Raw genomic sequence first — 22787 nt, 5'->3', positions numbered from 1 at the left:
GGCAAAGGAGAATTCCCTCGTGGAGACTTTCGGAACGCGCCCGAGCCGCCGCACTGTTCTCGCCCTCGGCGCGGGAGCGGCGCTGGGCACCGCTGTATTCACCAGCGGGTCGGCTCACGCGGCGTCACCGCGCACGGACGACGGCGTTTCGCGGGCGCTGGGCGAGCTTGAGCGGCAGCACTCCGCCCGCCTGGGAGTGGTCGCGCGCAATACGGTCACGGGCAGGAGCGTGCGGTACCGCGCGGACGAGCTCTTTCCGGTGTGCTCGGCGTTCAAGGCGATGGCCGCGGCCGCCATCCTCAGGGACCTCGACCGCGACGGCGAATTCCTCGCCAAACGCATCCGGTACACCGAGAAGGATGTCGCGGGTTCGGGCTACTCCCCCATAACCCGTACGCCCGAACACCTCGCGAACGGCATGACCGTCGCCGAACTGTGCGCGGCGGCCCTCGACTACAGCGACAACACCGCGGCGAACCTCATGCTCCGCGAGCTCGGCGGCCCGGCTGCCGTCACCCGCTTCTGCCGCTCGATCGGCGACCGGACGACCCGGCTCGACCGGTGGGAGCCCGAGCTGAACTCGTCCGAACCCGGGCGCGTGACGGACACCACCAGTCCGGAGGCCATCGGGCGCACCTATACGGAGCTCGTACTCGGCGACGCGCTCGCGCCCCGCGACCGGCAGCAGCTGACCACGTGGCTGCTCGCCAACACCACCAGCGAGGCCCGCTTCCGCGCCGGCCTCCCCAAGGGCTGGACACTCGCGGACAAGACCGGCACCGGCGACTACGGCACCACCAATGACGTCGGCATCGCCTGGACCCCGGACCGAACGCCGATCGTTCTGTCCGTCCTGTCCACCAAGCAGCATGCCGACGACCCCTCGGACGACGCTCTCCTCGCCAAAACGGCCGCCCTGCTGGCGCCCGCGCTCACTTAGGGCCGCACGGAGGACACATCAGCGGGGCGGCGCAAGGAGACGGCCGCCCCGCTGCCGGCCCGCCCCGGTAGGCGTTGGCCCCGGAACAGCCGTCAGGCCGTACGGGCGTCAGGCCCCCTCGTCGAAACGCGCCGCCTCGACGAAGTCGGGCCGCGGGTCGAGGGCCGCCGCCAGGCGGAAGTGGCGGGTGGCCTCGGCGGGGCGACCGTCGCGCTGGAGGGTGCGGGCCAGGGCGAAATGGGCGAAGGCGTTGTCCGGTTCGCGCTCCAGAACCAGCTGGAATTCCAGTTCGGCGGGGCGCAATTGGGCCGCGGCGAAGAAGGCACGGGCGCGCAGCAGACGTGCCGCGGTGTTCTCGGGGTGGGCGGTGATGACCGAGTCGAGGAGCTTGACGGCCCCGCGCGGATCGCGGGCGTCCAGCAGCTGCTCCGCTGCGCGGTAGTCGATGACGTGGGTCTCGGGCGTCGGCTCGGACACGTACCGTTCTCCTTCCCGGACACGGAATGCCGGGGTCCGCCCCCGGTCGCGCGTGATCGCGGCGTATGCCGGTGCGAACGCGGCCCGGCCGCGGCCTATTCCGGCCGCCGTCCGGACAGCCGCTCGGCCCGCTCCACCAGCTCCGTCCAGACCTCGCGGACCTGCGGCTCCAGCGCTTCGAGCGGACCGTCGTTGTCGATGACGAGATCCGCGACCGCCAGCCGGTCCGCGCGGGTCACCTGAGCCGACATGCGCGCCCGCGCGTCGTCCGGTGTCATGCCGCGCAGCCGTACGAGCCGGTCGAGCTGGGTCCCGGGAGCCGCGTCGATGACGACGACGGCTTCGTAGAGCGGTGCGAGGCCATTCTCCGCGAGGAGCGGCACGTCATGGACGACGATGGCGTCCGGGCCGGCCGCGGCCTCCAACTCGGCGGAGCGGGCCCCCACCAGGGGGTGCATGATCGCGTTGAGGGCCGCGAGCCGGTCCGGGTCGGCGAAGACGACCGCGCCCAGCGCCGGCCGGTCCAGGGAGCCGTCGGCCGCGAGCGCCTCGGGGCCGAACTCGGCGGCGACGGCCGCCAGTCCGGGTGTGCCCGGCTCCACCACCTCGCGCGCGATCCTGTCGGCGTCCACGACCACCGCCCCGTAGGAGGCGAGCAGCCGCGACACCTCGCTCTTGCCGGCTCCGATCCCGCCCGTAAGGCCCACCTTCAGCATGCGGCCCACGCTATCCGGCCGGAGGTCACTGGCCCGCGTCGCCCTCGCGGTCGGCGAGGAAACGCTCGAATTCCGCGCCGAGTTCGTCAGCGGAGGGCAGTTCCACGGGCTCCGCCACGAGGTTGCCGCGCGCCTCGGAGCCCGCCACCGCGTCGTACTGGTGCTCAAGGCCCCGTACCAGCGCGACGAGGTCCTCGTCGCCCTCGCCGATCTGCCGCTCGATCTCCTCCTGCGTGCGCAGCGCCTCGGTGCGCAGCGAGTGCGCGGCGCTCGGCAGGACGAGCCCGGTGGCGGCGGTGACCGCCTCCAGCGCGGTGAGGGCGGCATCGGGGTAGGAGGAGCGGGCCACATAGTGCGGGACGTGGGCCGCCACGCCGAGCACGTCGTGGCCGGCCTCCGCGAGACGGTATTCGACGAGCGCCTCCGCGCTGCCGGGGACCTGCGCCTCATCGAAGAAAGCGGCGTGGCCGGGCATGAGGTCCGTGCGGTTGCCGTGCGGCGTGACGCCTACGGGGCGCGTGTGGGGGACGCCCATGGGGATGCCGTGGAAGTTGACCGACAGCCGTACGCCGAGCCGCTCGACCATCTCGCGCACGGCCGCCGCGAACCGCTCCCACTCGACGTCCGGCTCGGGGCCGGCCAGCAGCAGGAACGGCGCGCCGGTGGCGTCCTGCACCAGGTGCAGCTCGATCCGGGGCGTCTCGTACGCGGTCCAGCGGTTGCGCTGGAAGGTGAGCAGAGGACGGCGGGCCCGGTAGTCGACGAGCCGGTCGTGGTCGAAGCGGGCGACGACCTGATGCGGCAGCCCGTCCAGGAGCCGCTCCACGATCTGATCGCCGGTCTCGCCGGCGTCGATGTAGCCATCGAAGTGGTAGAGCATGACCAGTCCCGCCGAGTCCTGGGCGAGGGCCAGGTCGGCTACGGCGAGCCCCTTGGGCTCCCATTCGTACAAACCCTGCGGTTCCAGCACAGTGACCGCTCCTCCTTGTGTATCCGTCTTGAAGAACACCGGGTACCGGTCGGCCATTCCCGCTTGCCGGTAGCGGGAGTTGAGGCGGAGTCCCTGGTACGGGCGCGGCCCGTTCCGGTGTATCGCGCATGCGTCCCGCTGGGTTGACGCTGCGTCAGGCAGGCCCTAGGTTCGCGAACCGCTGCACGGGTTCATATCCACGCCCCTCGTTCACATACAGGAAAGGATTTCGGATGCGTGCCAGACCGCTCCTGATGGCCCCCACCGCCGCTCTGCTCGCCGCCGGCGGCCTCGTGGCCCCCGCGTCGGCCGCGAACGGCGCCCCGGCCGCCGGTCACGTCCCGTCCTCCGCCTCCCACTCGTCCGTGATCTCCGTCTCCACCGCGGCCCAGCTCAAGTCCGCCCTCGCCGCCGCCGGGCCCGGCGACACGATCCGGCTCGCCGACGGCACGTACAACGGGAACTTCAAGACCACCGTCCACGGCTCCGCGTCCTCGCGCATCACGCTCACCGGTTCGCCGAGGGCCGTACTCACGGCCGGCGGCGGCTACGGGCTCCACCTCGACGGGGCCTCGTACTGGACGGTCAAAGGCATCACCGTCACCGGCGGCCAGAAGGGGATCATGATGGACGGCGCGGACGGCGTCGCCATCGACTCGGCGACCGTCCACGGACTCGACATGGAGGGCGTGCACTTCCGCAAATCCAGCCGCGACGGCGTCGTCAAGAACTCGAAGATCTACGACACCGGCAAGGACGGCCAGGGCATGGGCGAGGGCGTCTACATAGGCTCGGCCGGCGGGCTCTCCGACAAGAGCGACAACATAGTGATCCAGTCCAACACCATCGGCCCGGACGTCCGCGGCGAGAACGTCGACATCAAGGAAGGCACCACCGGGGCGAGGATCTCCGGCAACGCCTTCGACGGAAGCGGGCTCAGCAACGCCAACTACGACGACTCCTGGGTCGATGTGAAGGGCAACGGCGTGCTCGTCGAGAACAACACGGGCAAGCACACCAGCAACGACGGCTACCAGACCCACACCCAGCAGTCCGGCTGGGGCTGCGGGGCCGTCTTCCGCGGCAACACGTCCGATCTGAACGGCGCCAAGGGCTCTTCGCGGCTCGCCGTCAACGTCACCAATTACGACGCGAGCAGTTGCAAGGCCACCGTGTACGCGAGCAACTCCGTCTCCGGCGGCAAGGGGCTGACCAACATCAAGGTCACCTCCGGCGGCTGAGCCACGAGGGACGCTCTCCGCCACGCGCCCCGTTACATGAGTAAGGCCCGCTCCCCATGGGGGAGCGGGCCTTACTTCAGTCAGCCACTACGACCGACCGCAGAGCAGAGTGTCAGCTCTGACCACCGGCCAGCTTCTCGCGAAGCGCGGCCAGGGCCTCGTCCGACGCCAGGGCGCCGGAGTTGTCCGCCGACTCCGAGGAGTACGAGCCACCGGAGACGTTGCTGCCGCCACCCGTGCTGGCGCTGCCGGCGGCGGGAGCCGCAGCACCCTCGGCCGCGGCCTGCTCGTCGGCCTCGCGGGACTTGATGACCTGGGCCTGGTGCTGCTCGAAGCGCTGCTGCGCCTCGGCGTACTGGGTCTCCCAGGCCTCGCGCTGCTGCTCGTAGCCCTCAAGCCAGTCGTTGGCCTCGGGGTCGAAGCCCTCGGGGTAGATGTAGTTGCCCTGGTCGTCGTAGGACGCGGCCATGCCGTACAGGGTCGGGTCGAACTCGACCACGGACGGGTCGCCGCCGAAGGACTCGTTGGCCTGCTTCAGCGAGAGGCTGATGCGACGGCGCTCCAGGTCGATGTCGATGACCTTGACGAAGATCTCGTCGTTGACCTGGACGACCTGCTCCGGGATCTCCACGTGGCGCTCGGCCAGCTCGGAGATGTGGACCAGGCCCTCGATGCCCTCGTCGACGCGCACGAACGCACCGAACGGAACGAGCTTGGTGACCTTACCCGGGACGACCTGACCGATCTGGTGGGTCCGGGCGAACTGCTGCCACGGGTCTTCCTGCGTCGCCTTGAGCGACAGGGACACGCGCTCGCGGTCCATGTCCACGTCGAGAACCTCGACGGTGACCTCCTGGCCGACCTCGACAACCTCGGAGGGGTGGTCGATGTGCTTCCAGGAGAGCTCGGAGACGTGCACCAGACCGTCGACGCCGCCGAGGTCCACGAACGCACCGAAGTTGACGATCGAGGAAACGACGCCGGAGCGGACCTGGCCCTTCTGCAGGGTCGTGAGGAAGGTCTGGCGGACCTCGCTCTGGGTCTGCTCAAGCCAGGCACGGCGGGACAGGACCACGTTGTTGCGGTTCTTGTCCAGCTCGATGATCTTGGCTTCGAGCTCCTTGCCCACGTAGGGCTGGAGGTCGCGGACGCGGCGCATCTCGACGAGAGACGCCGGCAGGAAGCCACGGAGGCCGATGTCGAGGATGAGACCACCCTTGACGACCTCGATGACGGTACCGGTGACGATCCCGTCCTCTTCCTTGATCTTCTCGATCGTGCCCCAGGCACGCTCGTACTGAGCGCGCTTCTTGGACAGGATGAGTCGACCTTCCTTGTCCTCCTTCTGGAGAACAAGGGCCTCGATCTCGTCGCCGACCTTGACGACCTCGTTCGGGTCGACGTCGTGCTTGATCGAAAGCTCGCGGGAAGGGATGACGCCTTCGGTCTTGTAACCGATGTCGAGCAGGACCTCGTCCCGGTCGACCTTCACGATGACGCCGTCGACGATGTCGCCGTCGTTGAAGTACTTGATCGTCTCGTCGATCGCGGCGAGGAAAGCTTCCTCGTTACCGATGTCGTTGACCGCAACCTGCGGGGTGGTGGCGGTGGTCTCGGTGCTGCTCGTCATGTGGGAAAGGGCTCCGGTACGGACAGTGAGTCGTAGGTACTGCTACGCCGTGAGCCGGTGTCGCACTGCCGAAGCCGGACAGCCTTAGAAGCGCACCTCCGGAAAATCCCGGAACGCCTCGGCAACCGAGGGGACATACAACAAGTGCGAGCGCGACCTGCTCTGTCTGAGGTGCGCAGGCCCGCAGCGCAACTTGTAGCATACGGGGGCAGCCGGGCACGGTCAATGCGCGAAGGCGCACACCCAGGACAGAACACCCCATACCTGGCACAACTCATGTTCAGCGAGGCCACAAGGGTCGTGCCGCGCACCGCGGCCATCGGCCCGAACGAAGGGTACGACGGGCGTCACGATGATCCAAGAGCATGAGCCGGAGGCTACCCGACGCGCCGCCGGGGAGACCGAGAGCAGCCGGGCCAACCGCGGCTGGTGGGACCGGAACGCCGACGAGTACCAACTCGATCACGGTGGGTTCCTGGGCGACGACCGGTTCGTGTGGGGCCCGGAGGGACTGGACGAGGCCGAGGCCGAGCTGCTCGGCCCGGCCGCCGGCCTGAAGGGCCGCGACGTCCTGGAGATCGGGGCAGGCGCGGCGCAGTGCTCCCGCTGGCTGGCCGCACAGGGCGCGCGCCCGGTGGCGCTCGACCTCTCGCACCGGCAGTTGCAGCACGCGCTGCGCATCGGCTCCGCGTTCCCCGTGGTGGAGGCCGACGCCGGGGCGCTGCCGTTCCCCGACGAGTCGTTCGACCTCGCGTGCTCGGCCTACGGAGCCGTCCCCTTCGTCTCCGACCCGGTACGCGTGATGCGCGAGGTACGGCGAGTGCTGCGGCCCGGAGGCCGCTGGGTCTTCTCCGTCACCCACCCCGTCCGGTGGGCGTTCCCGGACGAACCAGGACCGGAAGGGCTCTCCGTCGCCGCCTCGTACTTCGACCGCACGCCCTATGTGGAACAGGAAGAGGACGGCCGCGCCGTCTACGTGGAACACCACCGGACCATGGGCGACCGGGTGCGGGACGTGGTGGCCGGCGGCTTCCGCCTGGTCGACCTGGTCGAGCCGGAGTGGCCGGCGTGGAACAGCCAGGAATGGGGCGGCTGGTCCCCGCTGCGCGGAAACCTCATCCCCGGGACGGCCATCTTCATCTGCGAGCGCGACTGACCCGGCCGTACGGGCGGCCCGCCCCGCCGCCCCGGCCGCGGCGGTTGCCCCGGCCGTACGGGCGGTTGTCCACAGGCGCCCGGCGCCGCGCGGGGTCGCTGCGAAGATGAACCGGTGACCATCCGCACTGACGCGCTCGACCGACTGCCCGTACGCACCGCGGTGCCCGCCCTGACCCGGGCCCTGGACGAGCACGGGGTGGCGGTGCTCTGCGCGCCGCCCGGCACCGGCAAGACGACCCTGGTGCCGCTGGTGCTCGCCGGGCTGGTCGGGGACGGGCCCGCGCGCCGGGTGATCGTCGCCGAACCGCGCCGGATCGCGGCCCGGGCCGCCGCCCGCCGGATGGCCTGGCTGCTGGGCGAGAACGTCGGCGAGCGGGTCGGGTTCACCGTGCGCGGCGAGCGCACGGCGGGGCGGCGCACCGTCGTCGAGGTGGTGACGACGGGTGTGCTGCTGCAACGACTGCAACGCGACCAGGAGTTGGCGGGCGTCGACGCCGTCGTGCTCGACGAGTGCCATGAACGGCACCTCGACGCCGACACCACCGCCGCCTTCCTGCTGGACGTACGGGCCGCGCTCCGGCCCGAGCTGCGCCTGGTGGCGGCGTCCGCGACGACGGACGCGGAGGGCTGGGCACGGCTGCTCGGCGACGCGCCCGTCGTGACGGCCGAGGGCGTCTCGCACCCCGTGGAGACCGTCTGGGCGCCACCGCCGCGCCCGGTGCGGCCACCGCACGGCATGCGGGTGGACCCGGCCCTGTTGGAGCACGTCGCCGCGGTGGTGCGCCGGGCGCTGCGCGAGCGGGGCGGGGACGTGCTGTGCTTCCTGCCGGGCGTCGGCGAGATCGGCCGGGTCGCCGGGCTGCTGGGCGGCGCGGAAGCGCTGGGCGCCGAGGTGTTGCAGGTGCACGGCCGTGCGCCGGCCGCCGTGCAGGACGCGGTTCTCGCGGGCGGCACCGGGCGGCGGGTGGTGCTGGCGACCTCGGTCGCGGAGTCGAGCCTCACGGTGCCGGGGGTGCGGGTCGTGGTGGACGCGGGGCTGGCCCGTGAGCCCCGCACGGACCACGCCCGGGGGCTGAGCGCGCTCACGACCGTACGGGCCTCCCGGGCCGCCGCGCGGCAGCGGGCCGGGCGGGCCGGGCGTGAGGCGCCGGGTGCCGTCTACCGCTGCTGGGCGGAGGCCGACGACGCGCGGCTGCCGCGTTTCCCGGCCCCGGAGATCACGGTCGCGGACCTGACGGCGTTCGCGCTGCAGGCCGCCTGCTGGGGCGCGCCGGACGCGTCGGGGCTCGCCCTGCTCGACCCGCCGCCGGCCGGCGCGCTGGCCGCCGCCCGGGACGTGCTGACCGCCATCGGCGCGGTGGGGGCGGACGGCCGCGCCACGCGGCGGGGCGTGCGGATGGCCCGGCTGGGGCTGCATCCCCGGCTCGCGCGGGCGCTTCTGGACGGCGCTGCGGAGATCGGCGCGCGCCGGGCCGCGGAGGTGGTGGCGCTGCTGAGCGAGGAACCGCCGCGCGAGTACGGCGACGACCTGGCGGGCGCGTGGCGGGCCGCCCGCCGTGGCGGGGACGGCTATGGCGCGCGCTGGCGCGTGGAGGCCCGCCGCCTGGAGGGCGCGCTCCGCGACAGGCCGCCCCGGGGCCGACCGCCGGAGGGCCCCGGGGCGGCCGCGGGGCCGGGCGGGGACGCGAGCGCGCGTACGGACGCCGGCGCGCGTACGGACAGGTCCGGCGCGGCAGCGGCCCTCGGCAGCGATGACGTGGCCGCCGGTCTCGTGGCGGCTCTCGCGTTCCCGGAGCGGGTGGCCCGGGCGCGGGGCGCGGGCGCGTATCTGATGGCGTCGGGCACCGGTGCGGAGCTCGGCGACGGGTCGCGGACGCGCAGCGCGGCGTGGCTCGCGATCGCCGTCGCCGATCGGCCGGTGGCGGCGGTGTCCGCGCGGGTGCGGCTCGCCGCCGTGATCGACGAGCACACGGCCCGCAGGGCCGCTGCCGCTCTGTGGGAGGAGAGCGAGGAGGTCGGCTGGAGCGAGGAGCGGCGGGATGTCGTGGCGCGCCGGGTGGAGCGGCTGGGGGCGATCGAGCTGGGCGAGCGGCGGTTGTCGGCTCCGGATCCCGCGCGCGTGCGGTCGGCGCTGCTGGAGGGGTTGCGGCGGGAGGGGCTGGGGCTGCTGCGCTGGACGGCCGACGGGGCCGTGCTGCGCGAGCGGTTGGCCTTTCTGCACCGGGAGTTGGGGGCGCCGTGGCCGGACGTGAGCGATGCGGCGCTGTTGGACCGTATCGATGACTGGCTGGGGTTTGAACTCGATCGCGCGCAGAAGCGGGCCGGTTTGGAGCGTGTGGACGCCGCGAAGGCGCTCGCCCGGCTGCTGCCGTGGGCGACCGGGGACGCCGCTCGCTTCGACGAGCTGGCCCCTGAGCGGATCGAGGTGCCGAGCGGTTCGCGGGTCCGTGTGGACTACGGCGGCGATCAACCGGTGCTGGCGGCGAAGCTGCAAGAGCTCTTCGGCTGGCAGGAGGCGCCGCGGATCGCGGGTGGCCGAGTGCCCCTGCTCGTACATCTGCTGTCGCCGGCCGGCCGCCCGGCGGCCGTCACCGCCGATCTGGCGTCCTTCTGGAAGGAGGGGTACCGGTCCGTGCGGGCCGAGTTGCGCGGCCGCTACCCCCGGCACCCCTGGCCCGAGGACCCGGCGGCCGCGGCTCCGACGCGCCGCACGAACGCGCGGCGCTGATCAGGCGGGCACGGGTTCGGGGTCCGGTGCCGGGGCCTCGGCCGGGGTGGCGCCGGAGCCCGGGCGGCGGGAGCGGGCTTCGAGGACGAGGGAGAGCGCGAGGAGGACGCCGCCCAGTCCGAGGAGGCCCCACGGGAGGTAGCTGGTGAGCAGCAGGACGAGCGTCCGCTGGGACTTGACCAGTTCGACGGTGGACTCGACGTAGTCCGGCCGCATCTTCACATGCCCGGCGAAGGCGGTGATCGGCTTCTTCTCGGGGTGGCCGATCCAGCGCATCTCCTCTTTGTGGAGCTCCTCGCCGTTGACGGGGGCCCCGGTGACGGGGTCGACCCAGAACATCCGCTTGGTGCTGTACCAGCGCTCCAGGCCGGTCTGTTCGACGACCTTCGGTGTGACGCCCAGCGGCATCTTCTGGGGCAGTGGGACCTTGGTCCACGGGATGGTCTGCTCGAAGTAGTAGACCTTCAGGCCGTGGAAGGTCCGGGTGCCCCCGTAGTGGATGGGCGCGGAGGTGCGGGTCTGCATGTCGAAGTACTGGTAGTCGCGCTTCTCGGTGAGGAAGGGCCACTTGTACTCGATGCCGTCGCGGCGCACCGGGGTGCCGTCCACGCTCTCGCCGCCCGCGTGGACGGGCTCCTGGCTGTGGGCGTCGAAGACGTAGCGCTCGGGGATCCGGGAGACCATCTTGCCGTCGGGGCCGACGATGTAGCTGAGGGTGTCCCAGACGACGACGTCGCGGCCGGTGGCGTCCTTGACCTTCTTGGCCTGCTCGACGTTGCCCTTGAGGGTCTGCACGATGTCGACCTTGGAGACCTTTCTGGCCTCCATCTTGTTGTAGTCGATCAGATCGGCGTCCTTGGCCTCCATGACGACCGACTGGTACTGGCTGGGCGGGACCTTCGCGAGCCGCGGGAAGGCGTACCAGCGCATCAGTGGCGAGAGGGCGGCGCAGAAGACGGCCAGGGCGAGCAGCACGAGACTGGCCCTGCGGCGCATCCCGCCGCGGGTGCGGGGTTCGGCCGGGGGGCCGGGGGGTGGGGCTTCCCGGTCTTCCCCGGGTGGCACAGCGCGGCGCATGGCGGTACGTCCCTCCCTCAGGGGTGTTCGGGGATGGTGGTCATCAGGGGTTTGGGGGAGGTTTCGCCGCTGGGCGGTCCGATGGCGGTGATGGCGAGGACGAGCCCGAGGGCGGCGATCAGTCCGATGGCCGCGGCGATGAGTGCGCGCATGCTCGGCCTCCCAGTTGCTGATGTGGCGTCAGGGCTGGGGCACCGTAGCAACGGGGGGCTGAGATGAGAACACGTTGCACCGCCCTGTGCCGCCCGGCTCGGAACCGGGCGGCACAGGGCGGGCACGTGCGAGGGGCGGCGGCGCGCCCCGGTGGGTCAGTGGGCCGCGGGTGCGGTGACGGTCAGCTCGATGGTCAGGGCCGCGCCGTCGGCGGTGGTGAGGCGGAGCTGGAAGGTGCCGGTGTGGCCATCGGTGAAGATCTCCGGGAGCGTGAGGACGCCGCTCGCGTCCGTCTTGAGGCCGGAGAGGGCGCGGATCGGCTTGTCGACGCCCTTGTCCTTGCCGTTGGCTCCGGCACCGGCGTCGGAGCCCTTGCCGCCCGAGTTCTCGGGCGCCTTGAAGTACGGGCCCTTGTCGTTCTCGGCGGGCTTGCCGGGGCCGGGTGCGACCATCGTCGCGGTCACGGGCACGCCCGCCGCGAGCTTGCCCCGGTACGTCGCCTTGACGCCGATGTGCCCGGCGAAGGAGCTGCCGGCCTCGGCCGTGAGGGGCCCGGTGCCCGTACGAACCAGCGTGTCGGCCTTCGGGGTGGGTACGGGGCGGGCGGTGACGGTCGCCGCGAAGTCGACCGCGGACACGTTCTGCCCGGGAACGGTGGCCCGTACGGTGAACGCGCCGGTCTGCTCGCCCGCGCGGAGCTTCGGGGCGGTCGCGGTGCCGTCGCGGCCGGTGACCACGGAGGCGCGGGTCGCGTCGCCCGGGAACCGCGCCTTGGTCCTGCCGACGATCTCGTACTGGACGCGCACCCCGGCGAGCGGCTTGCCCGCCTTGTCCTTGGCCTTGACCCGGGGCCGCTCGGTGAAGTCGGCGCCCGCCGTGGCCGTCAGCTCGCGCGCGCCGACGGAGTCGAGGCCGGCGGGCTGGGCGGGCGTGGTGGGCGGGGTCGTCGGGGGCTTCGTGGGAGGCGTCGTGGGGGGCTTCGGCTTGGGTTCGGGCGAGGGCTTGGACGGCACCTCGATGCCGCCGTGGCCGGTCTTCGGCGGGAGGTGCGAGGGCGAGGGGCTCTTGCCGTGCCCCCCGGCGCCGCCCTTGCCGGCGCCCGCGCCCTTGCCCGTACCGGGGAGGTCCTTGCCGGCGCCCTTGGCCGTGCCGCCGCCCGTGCCGGGGGTCGGGGTGGCCTTCGGGAGCTTGGGGAGTTCGCCGGTGCCGTCGGGCACCCCGTGCGTGCCCTTGCGGTAGTACTCGTACCAGGTGCGGACCGTGTTCAGATAGTCCGTCGAGTGGTTGTAGCCGAGGATCGCGAGATCCATCTTGGCGCCGTCCGACAGATCGCCGCCCACCCCGCACAGGTAATACCCCGTGGTGAGCGCCGCGTCGTAGATGTTGTTGGGGTCCTTGATCCCGTCGCCGTTGCCGTCCTTGCCCCATATCGCCCATGTCGAGGGGATGAACTGCATCGGGCCGACCGCGCGGTCGTACTGCGAGTCGCCGTCGTACTTGCCGCCGTCGGTGTCCTTGATCAGCGCGAAGCCCTTGCCGTCGAGGACCGGGCCGAGGATCGGCTGAAGGGTCGTGCCGGCCTCGTCGACCGCGCCGCCATGGGCGTGGCCCGACTCGACCTTGCCGATCGCGGCCAGCAGTTCCCAGGGCAGGTTGCAGCCGGGCTTGGCGGTCCCCAGGGTCGACTCGGCCTTCTTATAGGCGTCCAGAACGGTCGCGGGTATGCCGGACTCCGGCGTGCCCGTGCCCGAACCGGCCGACGAGCCGGGCGAAGTGCCCGGCTTGTTCGGGGTGTTCAGGGGCGGCAGGTCCGTGTGGTAGGGCGAACCGCCGTCGGCCGGTGGGCCGGGAGGCGGCGTCGCCTCCGTGGCCGGGTCCGTGCGGGACACGGCGAACCCGGGGGCCTGGGAGGCCGTCATCGCGGCCATCGCCGCCGCGGCGACCGCGGTCGTCGCGGCCCCCCTGCGCAGTCGCCGACCGAACTTCGCTGCCATCCGTCTGTCCCCTCCGTGGGCGATGCGGCGCTCCCCCGCGTGTCAACGCAGGTGACACTACGGCAACTTCCTGCCCTCAGCCACAGACTCGACCCGGCCTTGATGAGCCGCTGCGATGGCCGCCCGTACCCCACTCACGGAGTGGGGTACGGGCGGCACGGTCCGTACCGGGAACGGTCAGTGCGCGGCGGATTCCCAATCCGCTCCGACGCCCACCGACACATCCAGCGGAGCCCGCAGTTCGACCGCTCCGGCCATCTCGCGGCGGACCAGTTCCTCGACGCTGTCGCGCTCGCCCGGGGCGATCTCCAGCACGATTTCGTCGTGTACCTGGAGCAGCATCCGGGAGGCCAGCCCCGCGGCCGCGATGGCCGCGTCCACCCGGAGCATCGCGATCTTGACGATGTCCGCGGCGGTGCCCTGGATCGGCGCGTTGAGCGCCATGCGCTCCGCCATCTCCCGGCGCTGGCGGTTGTCGCTGTTCAGATCGGGGAGGTAGCGGCGGCGGCCGAGAATCGTCTGGGTGTACCCCGTTGCCCGCGCCTCCTCGACGACGTGCTGGAGGTAGTCGCGCACCCCGCCGAACCGCTCGAAGAACGTGTCCATCAGCCGGCGCGCCTCGTCCGGGGCGATCCCCAGCTGCTGGGACAGGCCGAACGCCGACAGGCCGTACGCCAGCCCGTACGACATGGCCTTGATCTTGCGGCGCATCTCGGGGTCGACCTCGGACTTGGCGACGCCGAAGACCTGCGAGGCGACCGTGGTGTGCAGGTCCTCCCCGGAGGTGAACGCCTCCAGCAGCCCCTCGTCCTCGGAGAGGTGCGCCATCACCCGCAGCTCGATCTGGCTGTAGTCGGCGGTCAGCAGCGACTCATAGCCCTCGCCGACGACGAAGCCGCGGCGGATCGCCCGCCCCTCGTCCGTGCGCACCGGGATGTTCTGGAGGTTCGGATCGGTGGACGAGAGCCGGCCCGTGGCCGCCACCGTCTGGTTGAACGTCGTGTGGATGCGACCGCCGCCGGGCGAGATGGCCTTGATCAGCCCCTCGACCGTCGAGCGCAGCTTGGACTGCTCACGGTGGCGCAGCATGATCACCGGGAGTTCGTTCTCGGTCTGCCCCGCGAGCCAGGCCAGGGCATCCGCGTCCGTGGTGTACCCGGTCTTGGTCTTCTTCGTCTTGGGCAGTGCCAGCTCCCCGAAGAGGACCTCCTGCAGCTGCTTGGTCGACCCCACATTGAACTCGTGCCCCGCCGCGGCGTGCGCCTCCTGGACCGCCTGCTGCACGGCCCCGGCGAACTGCTGCTCCATCCGCTCCAGCCAGTCCCGGTCCGCGGCGATGCCCGCCCGCTCCATCCGGGCCAGCAGCGCGCTCGTCGGCAGCTCCATGTCCGTCAGCAGCCCGGCGGCGCCCACCTCCCGCAGCCTGCCGGTGAACGCCTCGCCCAGATCGAGGACCGTACGGGCGTGGCCCATCAGCGCGTCCGCCTCAGCCTGTTCGTCGGCGCCGAAGGCGAGCTGCCCGCTGTCGGCCGCCGCCGTCGGCAGCTCACGGCCCAGGTACTCCACGGACAGCGCGTCCAGCGCGAAGGACCGCCGGCCCGGCTTGACGAGGTACGCGGCGAGCGCCGTGTCCATCCGCACGCCCGCGACCGGCCAGCCGTGCTCCGCGAAGACCCGCATCACTGCCTTGGCGTCGTGCATCACCTTCGGCTTGGACTCGTCGGACACCCACGCCGCGAACGCCTTCTCGTCCGCCTCGTCGAGCTGCGACGGATCGAACCAGGCGGCCGGGCCCTGCGCCGCGGCCAGCGCGATCTCGCTGACGCTGCCGCTGCCCAGCGCCCAGGCGTGCACCGTCGCCAGCCCCAGCGGATGCGAACCGTGCTCCGCCAGCCACGGCGCGAGCCCGCCCGCGCCCAGCACCGAACCGTCCAGCTCGACGCCAACCTCCGGGGCCGCCTCCGCCGCCTCCGCGGTGCCCGGGTCCACCGCCAGCAGCCGGTCCCGAAGACCCGCGTTACGGATTTCGAGGCCCTCCAGGAAGACCGTCAGCGCCTGCCGGTCGTACGGCTCGCGGGCCAGCTCCAGCGGCCCGCACGGCAGCTCCACATCGAGGACCATCTCCGTCAGCCGGCGGTTGAGCTTCACGGACTCCAGGTGGTCGCGGAGATTCTGCCCGGCCTTGCCCTTGACCTCGTCCGCCCGCTCCACCAGCTCGGCGAACGAACCGAACTGGTTGATCCACTTCGCGGCGGTCTTCTCGCCCACCCCCGGGATACCCGGCAGATTGTCCGACGGGTCGCCGCGCAGCGCCGCGAAGTCCGGATACTGCTGGGGCGTGAGCCCGTACTTCTCCACCACCTTCTCCGGCGTGTAGCGCGTCAGCTCCGAGACGCCCTTCGTCGGATACAGCACCGTCACATCGTCGGTGACCAGCTGGAAGGAGTCACGGTCGCCCGTGACGATCGACACCTCGAACCCCTCCGCCGTCGCCTGCTTCGCGAGCGTCGCGATGACGTCGTCGGCCTCGAAGCCCTCCACCGCGAACCGCTTCGCGCTCATCGTGTCGAGCATCTCCCCGATCAGTTCGACCTGACCCTTGAACTCATCCGGGGTCTTCGAACGGTTCGCCTTGTACTCGGGGAACTCCTCCGACCGCCACGTCTTGCGCGACACGTCGAACGCCACCGCGAAATGCGTAGGCGCCTCGTCGCGCAACGTGTTCGCCAGCATCGACGCGAAGCCGTACACCGCGTTCGTCGGCTGGCCCGTCGAGGTCGTGAAATTCTCCACGGGCAGCGCGAAGAACGCCCGGTACGCCATGGAGTGCCCGTCCATCAGGAGCAGGCGGGGCCGCCCTCCCCCCGCTGCCTCGGTGCCGGTCGTTGCGCTCGTCTTCGATGCCTTTGCTGCCACGCCCCCGATCCTGCCACGCCCCACTGACAATCCCCGCCGCACACGACCTCGGCACCGTCGCTGTCAGCCCCGCGTGTCAGGATCTAAGCAGCACCAAGGTCGCAGGCACACCGCCGAAGGGGAGCCGACATGGCAGGCAAACCGCCCGCAGGAGATCCGGTCCAGGACGCACCCGACGTCACCGCGCCACAGCACTCCGCCGCCGGGCTGCCGGCCGTCGCCCACTCACTGCTCATGGCCCGGCAGCAGATGGGCGTGCGCCGCACCGCCCTCACCCTCCTCAAGGTCAACCAGAAGGACGGCTTCGACTGCCCCGGCTGCGCCTGGCCCGAGCCCGACCACCGGCACAAAGCCGAATTCTGCGAGAACGGCGCGAAGGCCGTCGCCGAGGAAGCCACGCTGCGCCGCGTCACCCCCGACTTCTTCGCCGCCCACCCCGTGGCCGACCTCGCCACCCGCAGCGGGTACTGGCTCGGCCAGCAGGGCCGCCTCACCCAGCCCATGTACCTCGCCGAGGGCGCCGAGCGCTACGAGCCCGTGCCCTGGGAGCGGGCCTTCGACATCATCACCGAGGAACTCACCGCCCTGGACTCCCCCGACGAGGCCGTCTTCTACACCTCCGGGCGCACCAGCAACGAAGCCGCCTTCCTCTACCAGCTCTTCGCCCGCGAATTCGGCACCAACAACCTGCCCGACTGCTCCAACATGTGCCACGAGTCCTCCGGCTCCGCCCTCACGGAGACCATCGGCATCGGCAAGGGCAGCGTCCTCCTCGAAGACCTCTACAAAGCCGACCTGATCATCGTCGCCGGACAGAACCCCGGCACCAACCACCCCCGCATGCTCTCCGCCCTGGAGAAGGCCAAGCAGAGCGGCGCGAAGATCATTTCGGTCAATCCGCTGCCCGAAGCCGGCCTGGAACGCTTCAAGAACCCCCAGAAGGCACGCGGCCTCGCCGGCAACGGCACCTCGCTCACCGACCTCTTCCTCCAGATCCGCCTCGGCGGCGACCAAGCCCTCTTCCGAGCCCTCAACAAACTCATCCTCGACACCGAGGGCGCCGTCGACCAGGACTTCGTCGACGAACACACCCACGGCTTCGAGGAGTTCGCCCGAGCGGCCCGCACCGCCGACTGGGACGAAACCCTCCAGGCCACCGGCCTCGAACGCACCGAGATCGAACGCATGCTGCGCATGGTCCTCGACTCCCGGCGCACCATCGTCTGCTGGGCCATGGGCCTCACCCAGCACAAACACTCCGTGCCCACCATCCAGGAAGTCGTCAACTTCCTCCTGCTGCGCGGCGACATCGGCCGCCCCGGCGCCGGCGTCTGCCCCGTACGCGGCCACAGCAACGTCCAAGGCGACCGCACCATGGGCATCTTCGAACGCCCCAGCCCCGCCTTCCTCGACGCCCTCCAAAAGGAATTCGGCTTCGCACCGCCCCGCGCCCACGGCCTCGACGTCGTACGGGCCATCCGCGCACTCCGCGACGGCGACGCCAAGGTCTTCTTCGCCATGGGCGGCAACTTCGTCTCCGCCACCCCCGACACCGACGTCACCGAAGCCGCGATGCGCCGCGCCCGCCTCACCGTCCACGTGTCGACCAAACTCAACCGCTCCCACACGGTGACCGGCGCCCGCGCCCTCATCCTCCCCACCCTGGGCCGCACCGAACGCGACACCCAGAGCGGCGGCGACCAGTTCGTCACCGTCGAGGACTCCATGGGCATGGTCCACGCCTCCCGCGGCCGGCTGGAGCCCGCCGGCCCCCACCTGCTCTCCGAGCCCGCCATCGTCAGCCGCCTGGCACGGAGCGTCCTGGGCCCCCACAGCCGCACCCCATGGGAAGAGTTCGAAAAGGACTACGGGACGATCCGCGACCGCGTAGCCGCCGTCATCCCCGGCTTCGAGGACTTCAACGCCAAAGTCGCGCGGCCCGGCGGCTTCACCCTGCCGCACGCCCCACGCGACGACCGCCGCTTCCCCACCGCCACCGGAAAAGCCAACTTCACCGCCTCCCCCGTCGAATACCCCAAGGTGCCCGAAGGCCGGCTGCTCCTGCAGACCCTCCGCTCCCACGACCAGTACAACACCACCATCTACGGCCTCGACGACCGTTACCGAGGCATCAAGAACGGCCGCCGCGTCGTCCTCGTCCACCCCGACGACGCCAACGCCCTCAACCTCGCCGACGGCTCGTACGCCGACCTCGTCAGCGAATGGACGGACGGCACCGAACGGCGCGCCCCCGGCTTCCGGATCGTGCACTACCCCACCGCACGCGGCTGCGCCGCCGCCTACTACCCCGAGACCAACGTCCTGGTCCCCCTGGACCACACCGCCGACACCAGCAACACCCCCGCCTCGAAATCCGTGGTGATACGGCTGGAGCCCACCCCGCCCGCACCCGGCCCCGACCCCGGCACCGGCCCCGGCCGCCAGGACCCGGCCTGAACACCCACCGGGCCGCCTGGTAAGACTTCCGGCAAGACCGTTGCCGCATCAACGACCAAGGACGATCGGAGCCGCGACCCCATGGGCGAACAGAGCCGGACCACGTTCCCACAAGAAGTCCTGGACCGGTGGGCCGACAGCGGCCTCGACCTGTCCCTGATGATGACCGCCGGACACCTCGGCGACCGCATGAGCGTGCAAATCGTCCACGCCTCCCCCGAGCGCGTGGTCGCCACCATGCCCGTCGAAGGCAACACCCAGCCCTACGGCCTGCTGCACGGCGGCGCCTCCGCCGTACTCGCCGAAACCCTCGGCTCCGTCGGCTCGATGCTGCACGGCGGCCCCACCAAGATCGCCGTCGGCGTCGACCTCAACTGCACCCACCACCGCAGCGCCCGCTCCGGACTCGTCACCGGCGTCGCCACCCCCGTACACCGCGGCCGCTCCACCGCCACCTACGAAATCGTCATCACCGACGAAAACGACAAGCGCGTCTGCACCGCCCGCCTCACCTGCCTGCTCCGCGACGCACCCCCCACCACGAACACCGAACCCGGCACCGCGGCCGACCGCTGACGACGGGAGGAGCCCGGACCCGACGCCCCCTCACAGCCCGGCTCCTCCCCAACAGCCTCCCCGGAACACCCCGGCACCGCAGGCCACAAGCGGCGGCCCGAAGCCGCCGCGCCCACTTCCCACCCCCGCGGGGCAGCCCTACCGTTCCCCCATGAGGGCCCCGCCCCACACCCCCGCACGGCGCACCGCCGCCCGCGCACTGGCGCTCGCCGCCACCCTCACCCTCGCACTCGGCGGCTGCGACGGACAGGACTCCACGCCCCGCCACGCGACCACCGCCGCCACCCCCAGCGCCGCACCCACCATGTCCCCCGTCCAGGCATGCACCCGCCTCATCGCCTACTGGGCCCAGCAGGAACTCACCGGCGGCAAAGGGGCCGGCCTCGACTGGGAGCAGAAGGGGCTCTCCAACGACCAGCGCACGATCTACGACGACATCGTGCACGCCGCACACGCCGAACGCGACGCCCACGGCCCCGCCGCCGCACACCGGCTGATCCAGCACCAGGCCGAACAGCGCTGCACCGCCGCGAACGGCGCGACCCGCAGCTCCGAGAACTGGCGCCCGCCGACATGACCGCACCCCGCGCCCGGCCGAGGCCCCCGGCGAGCACACAATGAGCGGCATCGGCCCCGTCGAAGCCGGCAGCGGCACGACCCCCGCCGACGAACACCCCCGCCCCACCCCGCGCCGCCGGTACGGACACCGGGCCACCCTCCCCGCCCTCGCCCTCACCGTCGCCTGCGCCCTCGCCGCCGCGGGCGGTTACCTCCACGCCACCCGGCAGGCGCCGCCGCCACCGCCCCGGCCCAACCAAGCCACGGAGATCACCTACACCGGCCGCACCACCCCACCCGACCGCACACGGCGCACCTTCACCTACCAGCTCCGGATCACCGTCACCACCGGCCCCGCCGTGACCGTCGAATCCATCACCCAGCCCTACCCGGGCATCACCATCACCACCCGGCCCCGCCCGCCCTTCACCCTTCGCGCCACCACCCACCGGCCCGTCACCGTCAACTCAACGGTCAACCACTGCGCCGGCCTGCCGCGCGGCGTGGAACTCCCCTTCCTCGACATAACACTCCGTAGCATTCGCGCCATTCAGAGCCAGAGCTTCCTCCTCGGCGAAAGCTACGCCCGCGACCTCTCGTCATCGCTCCGCGCCATCTGCGACCCGCCACCGGCCACATCCCGCCCGACTCCTTAACAGAACTGCGGAATCAGGTGATCCAGATCAACGAAGAAGTCATGATCTGCACCAACTATCCGCTTAGAGCTGCTACATAAAGCCCAAACAGTGATCCGCGTCATAACAAGACAGTCACAGCATGGACCGCACCACTGCCCCATCCCGCCGCACACCCTTATAGTCACGGCCAGTCACCACCCCGCCGGGCGGCTCGCACCTTCAAGCACCGCACATTCCACATCCGCCCGGCGAGCGATACGGCACCTCAGCAGAGGAGGCCGCGCCAGGGAAAGGAATCGACGTGCGACACCGTTCCTTGCTCATCCTCACCACCACGCTCACCACAGGGGCCCTCACCCTGAGCGCCTGCGGATCCCGCGACGACACCAAGGGCAGCGACGACGGCAAGAAGACCACCGTCACCATCGGCGTCGACGCCCCGCTGACCGGCTCCCTCTCCGCGCTCGGCCAAGGAATCAAGAACTCCGTCGACCTCGCCGTCAAAACCGCCAACAAGAACAACGAAGTCAAAGGCGTGACCTTCAAGATCGAATCCCTCGACGACCAGGCCGTCCCCGCCTCCGGCCAGCAGAACGCCACCAAACTCGCCGCCGACACCAGCGTCCTCGGCGCCGTCGGCCCCCTCAACTCCGGCGTCTCCCAGTCGATGCAGCGCGTCTTCGCCAACGCCAACCTCACCCAGGTCTCCCCCGCCAACACCAACCCCGCCCTCAGCCAGGGCGACCAGTGGGGCCAAGGAAAGAAAACCCGCCCCTTCAAAACCTACTTCCGCACCGCCACCACCGACATCATCCAAGGCCGCTTCGCCGCCCAATACCTCTACAACGACGCCAAAAAACGCAAAGCCTTCGTCGTCGACGACAAACAGACCTACGGCGCCGGCCTCGCCACCATCTTCAGCCAAGAATTCAAACGCCTCGGCGGACAAGTAGTCGGCACCGACCACCTCACCACCAAGGAAACCGACTTCTCCAGCACCGCCAACAAAATCAAGAACTCAGGCGCCGACTCCGTCTACTTCGGCGGCCAATACCCCGAAGGCGGCCTCCTCTCCGGCCAGACCAAACGCGCCGGCGCCAACGTACCCGTCATGGGCGGCGACGGCATCTACGACCCCGCCTTCATCAAAGCAGCAGGCGGCACCAACAACGGAGACCTGGCCACCTCCGTCGGCTACCCCGTACAGCAACTCGACTCCGCCAAAAACTTCATCAAGGACTACACCGCCCAAAAATACAACGACCCCTACGCCGCATACGGCGGATACTCCTACGACGCCGCCTGGGCCATCATCCAATCCGTCAAAAAAGTCGTCGCCGACAACAACGGAAAACTCCCGACCAACGCCCGCACCAAAGTCGTCGACGCCATGTCCCAAGTCTCCTTCCAAGGTGTCACCGGCAAAGTCTCCTTCGACCAGTACGGAGACACCACCAACAAACAACTCACCGTCTACACCGTCAAAAACGGCACATGGACGACCGTGAAGAGCGCCACGTTCAAGGAATGACCACCGCACCGCCCCGCCACAGCACCCCCGCGCGAGGGCGCCACCAGCGCCCCCGCGCGGCGTCACATCCGACACCCCCAGCGGAGGCCCCGCGGTGCACGAACTACCCCAGACACTGATCACCGGCCTGGCCCTCGGCGCCACCTACGGGCTGATCGCCATCGGCTACACCATGGTCTACGGCATCGTCCAACTCATCAACTTCGCCCACGGCGAGATCGTCATGATCGGCGGCTTCGGCGCCCTCACCATCTGGCTCTGGCTCCCCAGCAGCACCCCCCTCGCCGCCGCCATCCCCCTCATGCTCATCGGCGCCGTCATCGCCTCCGTCGCCGTCGCCACCGCCGCCGAACGCTTCGCCTACCGCCCCCTGCGCAACGCACCCCGACTCGCCCCACTGATCACCGCGATCGGACTCTCCCTCGCCCTCCAGCAAATCGTCTGGAGCTTCTACCCCGACGCCAAAAAAGCCCGCAGCTTCCCCCAGATCAGCGGCAACTCCTTCGAACTCGCCAGCAACCTCCACCTCCAGCGCAACGACATCTTCGTCCTCGTCGCCGCCCCCGTCTGCATGATCGCCCTCGGACTCTTCATCGCCAACAGCCGCACCGGCCGCGCCATGCAAGCCACCGCCCAAGACCCCGACACCGCACAACTCATGGGCATCAACACCGACCGCATCATCGTCCTCGCCTTCGCCATCGGCGGCGGCTTCGCCGGCGTCGCAGGCGTCGCCTACGGACTGCGCATCGGACAAGTCGAAGTCCTCATGGGCTTCATCCTCGGCCTCAAAGCCTTCACCGCCGCCGTACTCGGCGGCATCGGCAACATCTACGGAGCCATGCTCGGCGGCGTCGTCCTCGGCCTCGCCGAAGCCCTCACCATCACCTACGTCCAGGACATCCCCGGCATGCAACAACTCGGCGGCGGCAGCTGGGCCAACGTCTGGGCCTTCGTACTCCTCATCGCCGTGCTCCTCCTACGGCCACAAGGACTCCTCGGCGAACGCGTAGCGGATCGGGCGTGA

The 22787-nt window shown here is 70.8% G+C and carries 18 protein-coding genes; 10 read left to right on the top strand and 8 right to left on the bottom strand.

The features are described from left to right. Positions 1 to 19 precede the first annotated feature (19 nt). The gene (bla, locus tag AC07AB_RS16665) at positions 20 to 940 is read left to right on the top strand and encodes a class A beta-lactamase (protein WP_478566648.1); all 921 of its coding nucleotides are present in this window, start codon (positions 20 to 22) and stop codon (positions 938 to 940) included. 108 nt (positions 941 to 1048) lie between these two features. Here bla and AC07AB_RS16660 read toward each other — a convergent pair whose 3' ends face one another. From AC07AB_RS16660 to AC07AB_RS16650, 3 genes are all read right to left on the bottom strand, one after another. Continuing rightward, positions 1049 to 1417 carry a tetratricopeptide repeat protein gene (locus AC07AB_RS16660; RefSeq protein WP_478566646.1) on the bottom strand — a complete coding sequence of 123 codons (369 nt, stop codon included), beginning with the start codon at positions 1415 to 1417 and terminating at the stop codon, positions 1049 to 1051. A 95-nt stretch (positions 1418 to 1512) separates the two neighbouring features. Further along, positions 1513 to 2133: a dephospho-CoA kinase gene (gene coaE, locus AC07AB_RS16655; RefSeq protein ID WP_478566643.1), complete on the bottom strand. Its 621-nt coding sequence runs from the start codon at positions 2131 to 2133 to the stop codon at positions 1513 to 1515. Positions 2134 to 2158: 25 nt separating this feature from the next. Then, entirely contained in the window at positions 2159 to 3103 is a 945-nt protein-coding gene (locus AC07AB_RS16650; protein WP_478566640.1) for a PAC2 family protein, read from the bottom strand. Between the two features lie 233 nt (positions 3104 to 3336). On the opposite strand from AC07AB_RS16650, the gene AC07AB_RS16645 reads away from it, so the two are divergent. Further along, the gene (locus AC07AB_RS16645; RefSeq protein ID WP_478566637.1) at positions 3337 to 4344 is read left to right on the top strand and encodes a right-handed parallel beta-helix repeat-containing protein; all 1008 of its coding nucleotides are present in this window, start codon (positions 3337 to 3339) and stop codon (positions 4342 to 4344) included. Between the two features lie 112 nt (positions 4345 to 4456). Here AC07AB_RS16645 and rpsA read toward each other — a convergent pair whose 3' ends face one another. Next, on the bottom strand, positions 4457 to 5974 hold the full coding sequence (gene rpsA / locus AC07AB_RS16640) for a 30S ribosomal protein S1 (protein ID WP_478566634.1): 1518 nt from the start codon (positions 5972 to 5974) through the stop codon (positions 4457 to 4459). A 352-nt stretch (positions 5975 to 6326) separates the two neighbouring features. Here rpsA and AC07AB_RS16635 point away from each other — a divergent pair, with 352 nt between their 5' ends. Together AC07AB_RS16635 and AC07AB_RS16630 are read left to right on the top strand one after the other, a co-directional pair. Next, entirely contained in the window at positions 6327 to 7130 is an 804-nt protein-coding gene (locus AC07AB_RS16635) for a class I SAM-dependent methyltransferase (RefSeq protein WP_478566631.1), read from the top strand. Between the two features lie 114 nt (positions 7131 to 7244). Next, a complete protein-coding gene (locus AC07AB_RS16630; RefSeq protein WP_478566628.1) occupies positions 7245 to 9860 on the top strand; it encodes an ATP-dependent RNA helicase in 2616 nt (871 codons plus the stop codon). Here AC07AB_RS16630 and pgfA read toward each other — a convergent pair whose 3' ends face one another. The 4 genes from pgfA to polA all read right to left on the bottom strand — a co-directional run bounded on the left by pgfA (position 9861) and on the right by polA (position 15922). Then, entirely contained in the window at positions 9861 to 10856 is a 996-nt protein-coding gene (gene pgfA, locus AC07AB_RS16625; RefSeq protein WP_478566625.1) for a cell envelope lipid trafficking protein PgfA, read from the bottom strand. Positions 10857 to 10954: 98 nt separating this feature from the next. Next, positions 10955 to 11089 carry an SPW_0924 family protein gene (locus AC07AB_RS16620; RefSeq protein WP_478566622.1) on the bottom strand — a complete coding sequence of 45 codons (135 nt, stop codon included), beginning with the start codon at positions 11087 to 11089 and terminating at the stop codon, positions 10955 to 10957. A gap of 156 nt (positions 11090 to 11245) precedes the next feature. Continuing rightward, on the bottom strand, positions 11246 to 13084 hold the full coding sequence (locus tag AC07AB_RS16615; protein ID WP_478566619.1) for a lytic transglycosylase domain-containing protein: 1839 nt from the start codon (positions 13082 to 13084) through the stop codon (positions 11246 to 11248). A gap of 177 nt (positions 13085 to 13261) precedes the next feature. Further along, positions 13262 to 15922 (bottom strand): DNA polymerase I, encoded by a 2661-nt coding sequence (gene polA / locus AC07AB_RS16610; RefSeq protein ID WP_478567121.1) that lies wholly within the window; start codon positions 15920 to 15922, stop codon positions 13262 to 13264. A gap of 207 nt (positions 15923 to 16129) precedes the next feature. Here polA and AC07AB_RS16605 point away from each other — a divergent pair, with 207 nt between their 5' ends. The 6 genes from AC07AB_RS16605 to AC07AB_RS16580 all read left to right on the top strand — a co-directional run bounded on the left by AC07AB_RS16605 (position 16130) and on the right by AC07AB_RS16580 (position 22787). Continuing rightward, complete coding sequence (locus AC07AB_RS16605) at positions 16130 to 18457, top strand: FdhF/YdeP family oxidoreductase (protein WP_478566616.1); 2328 nt, start codon at positions 16130 to 16132, stop codon at positions 18455 to 18457. 81 nt (positions 18458 to 18538) lie between these two features. Further along, entirely contained in the window at positions 18539 to 19033 is a 495-nt protein-coding gene (locus AC07AB_RS16600; RefSeq protein ID WP_478566613.1) for a PaaI family thioesterase, read from the top strand. A 151-nt stretch (positions 19034 to 19184) separates the two neighbouring features. Further along, on the top strand, positions 19185 to 19610 hold the full coding sequence (locus tag AC07AB_RS16595) for a hypothetical protein (RefSeq protein ID WP_478566610.1): 426 nt from the start codon (positions 19185 to 19187) through the stop codon (positions 19608 to 19610). Between the two features lie 40 nt (positions 19611 to 19650). After that, positions 19651 to 20247: a Tat pathway signal sequence domain protein gene (locus AC07AB_RS16590; RefSeq protein ID WP_478566607.1), complete on the top strand. Its 597-nt coding sequence runs from the start codon at positions 19651 to 19653 to the stop codon at positions 20245 to 20247. A gap of 283 nt (positions 20248 to 20530) precedes the next feature. Then, the gene (locus AC07AB_RS16585; RefSeq protein ID WP_478566604.1) at positions 20531 to 21760 is read left to right on the top strand and encodes a branched-chain amino acid ABC transporter substrate-binding protein; all 1230 of its coding nucleotides are present in this window, start codon (positions 20531 to 20533) and stop codon (positions 21758 to 21760) included. 94 nt (positions 21761 to 21854) lie between these two features. After that, positions 21855 to 22787 (top strand): branched-chain amino acid ABC transporter permease, encoded by a 933-nt coding sequence (locus AC07AB_RS16580; RefSeq protein ID WP_478566602.1) that lies wholly within the window; start codon positions 21855 to 21857, stop codon positions 22785 to 22787.

The organism is Streptomyces sp. NPDC044033 (genome assembly GCF_056434425.1).
Note: the sequence above shows the minus strand (reverse complement) of the source record. Positions and strands in the feature narration are given on the sequence as shown.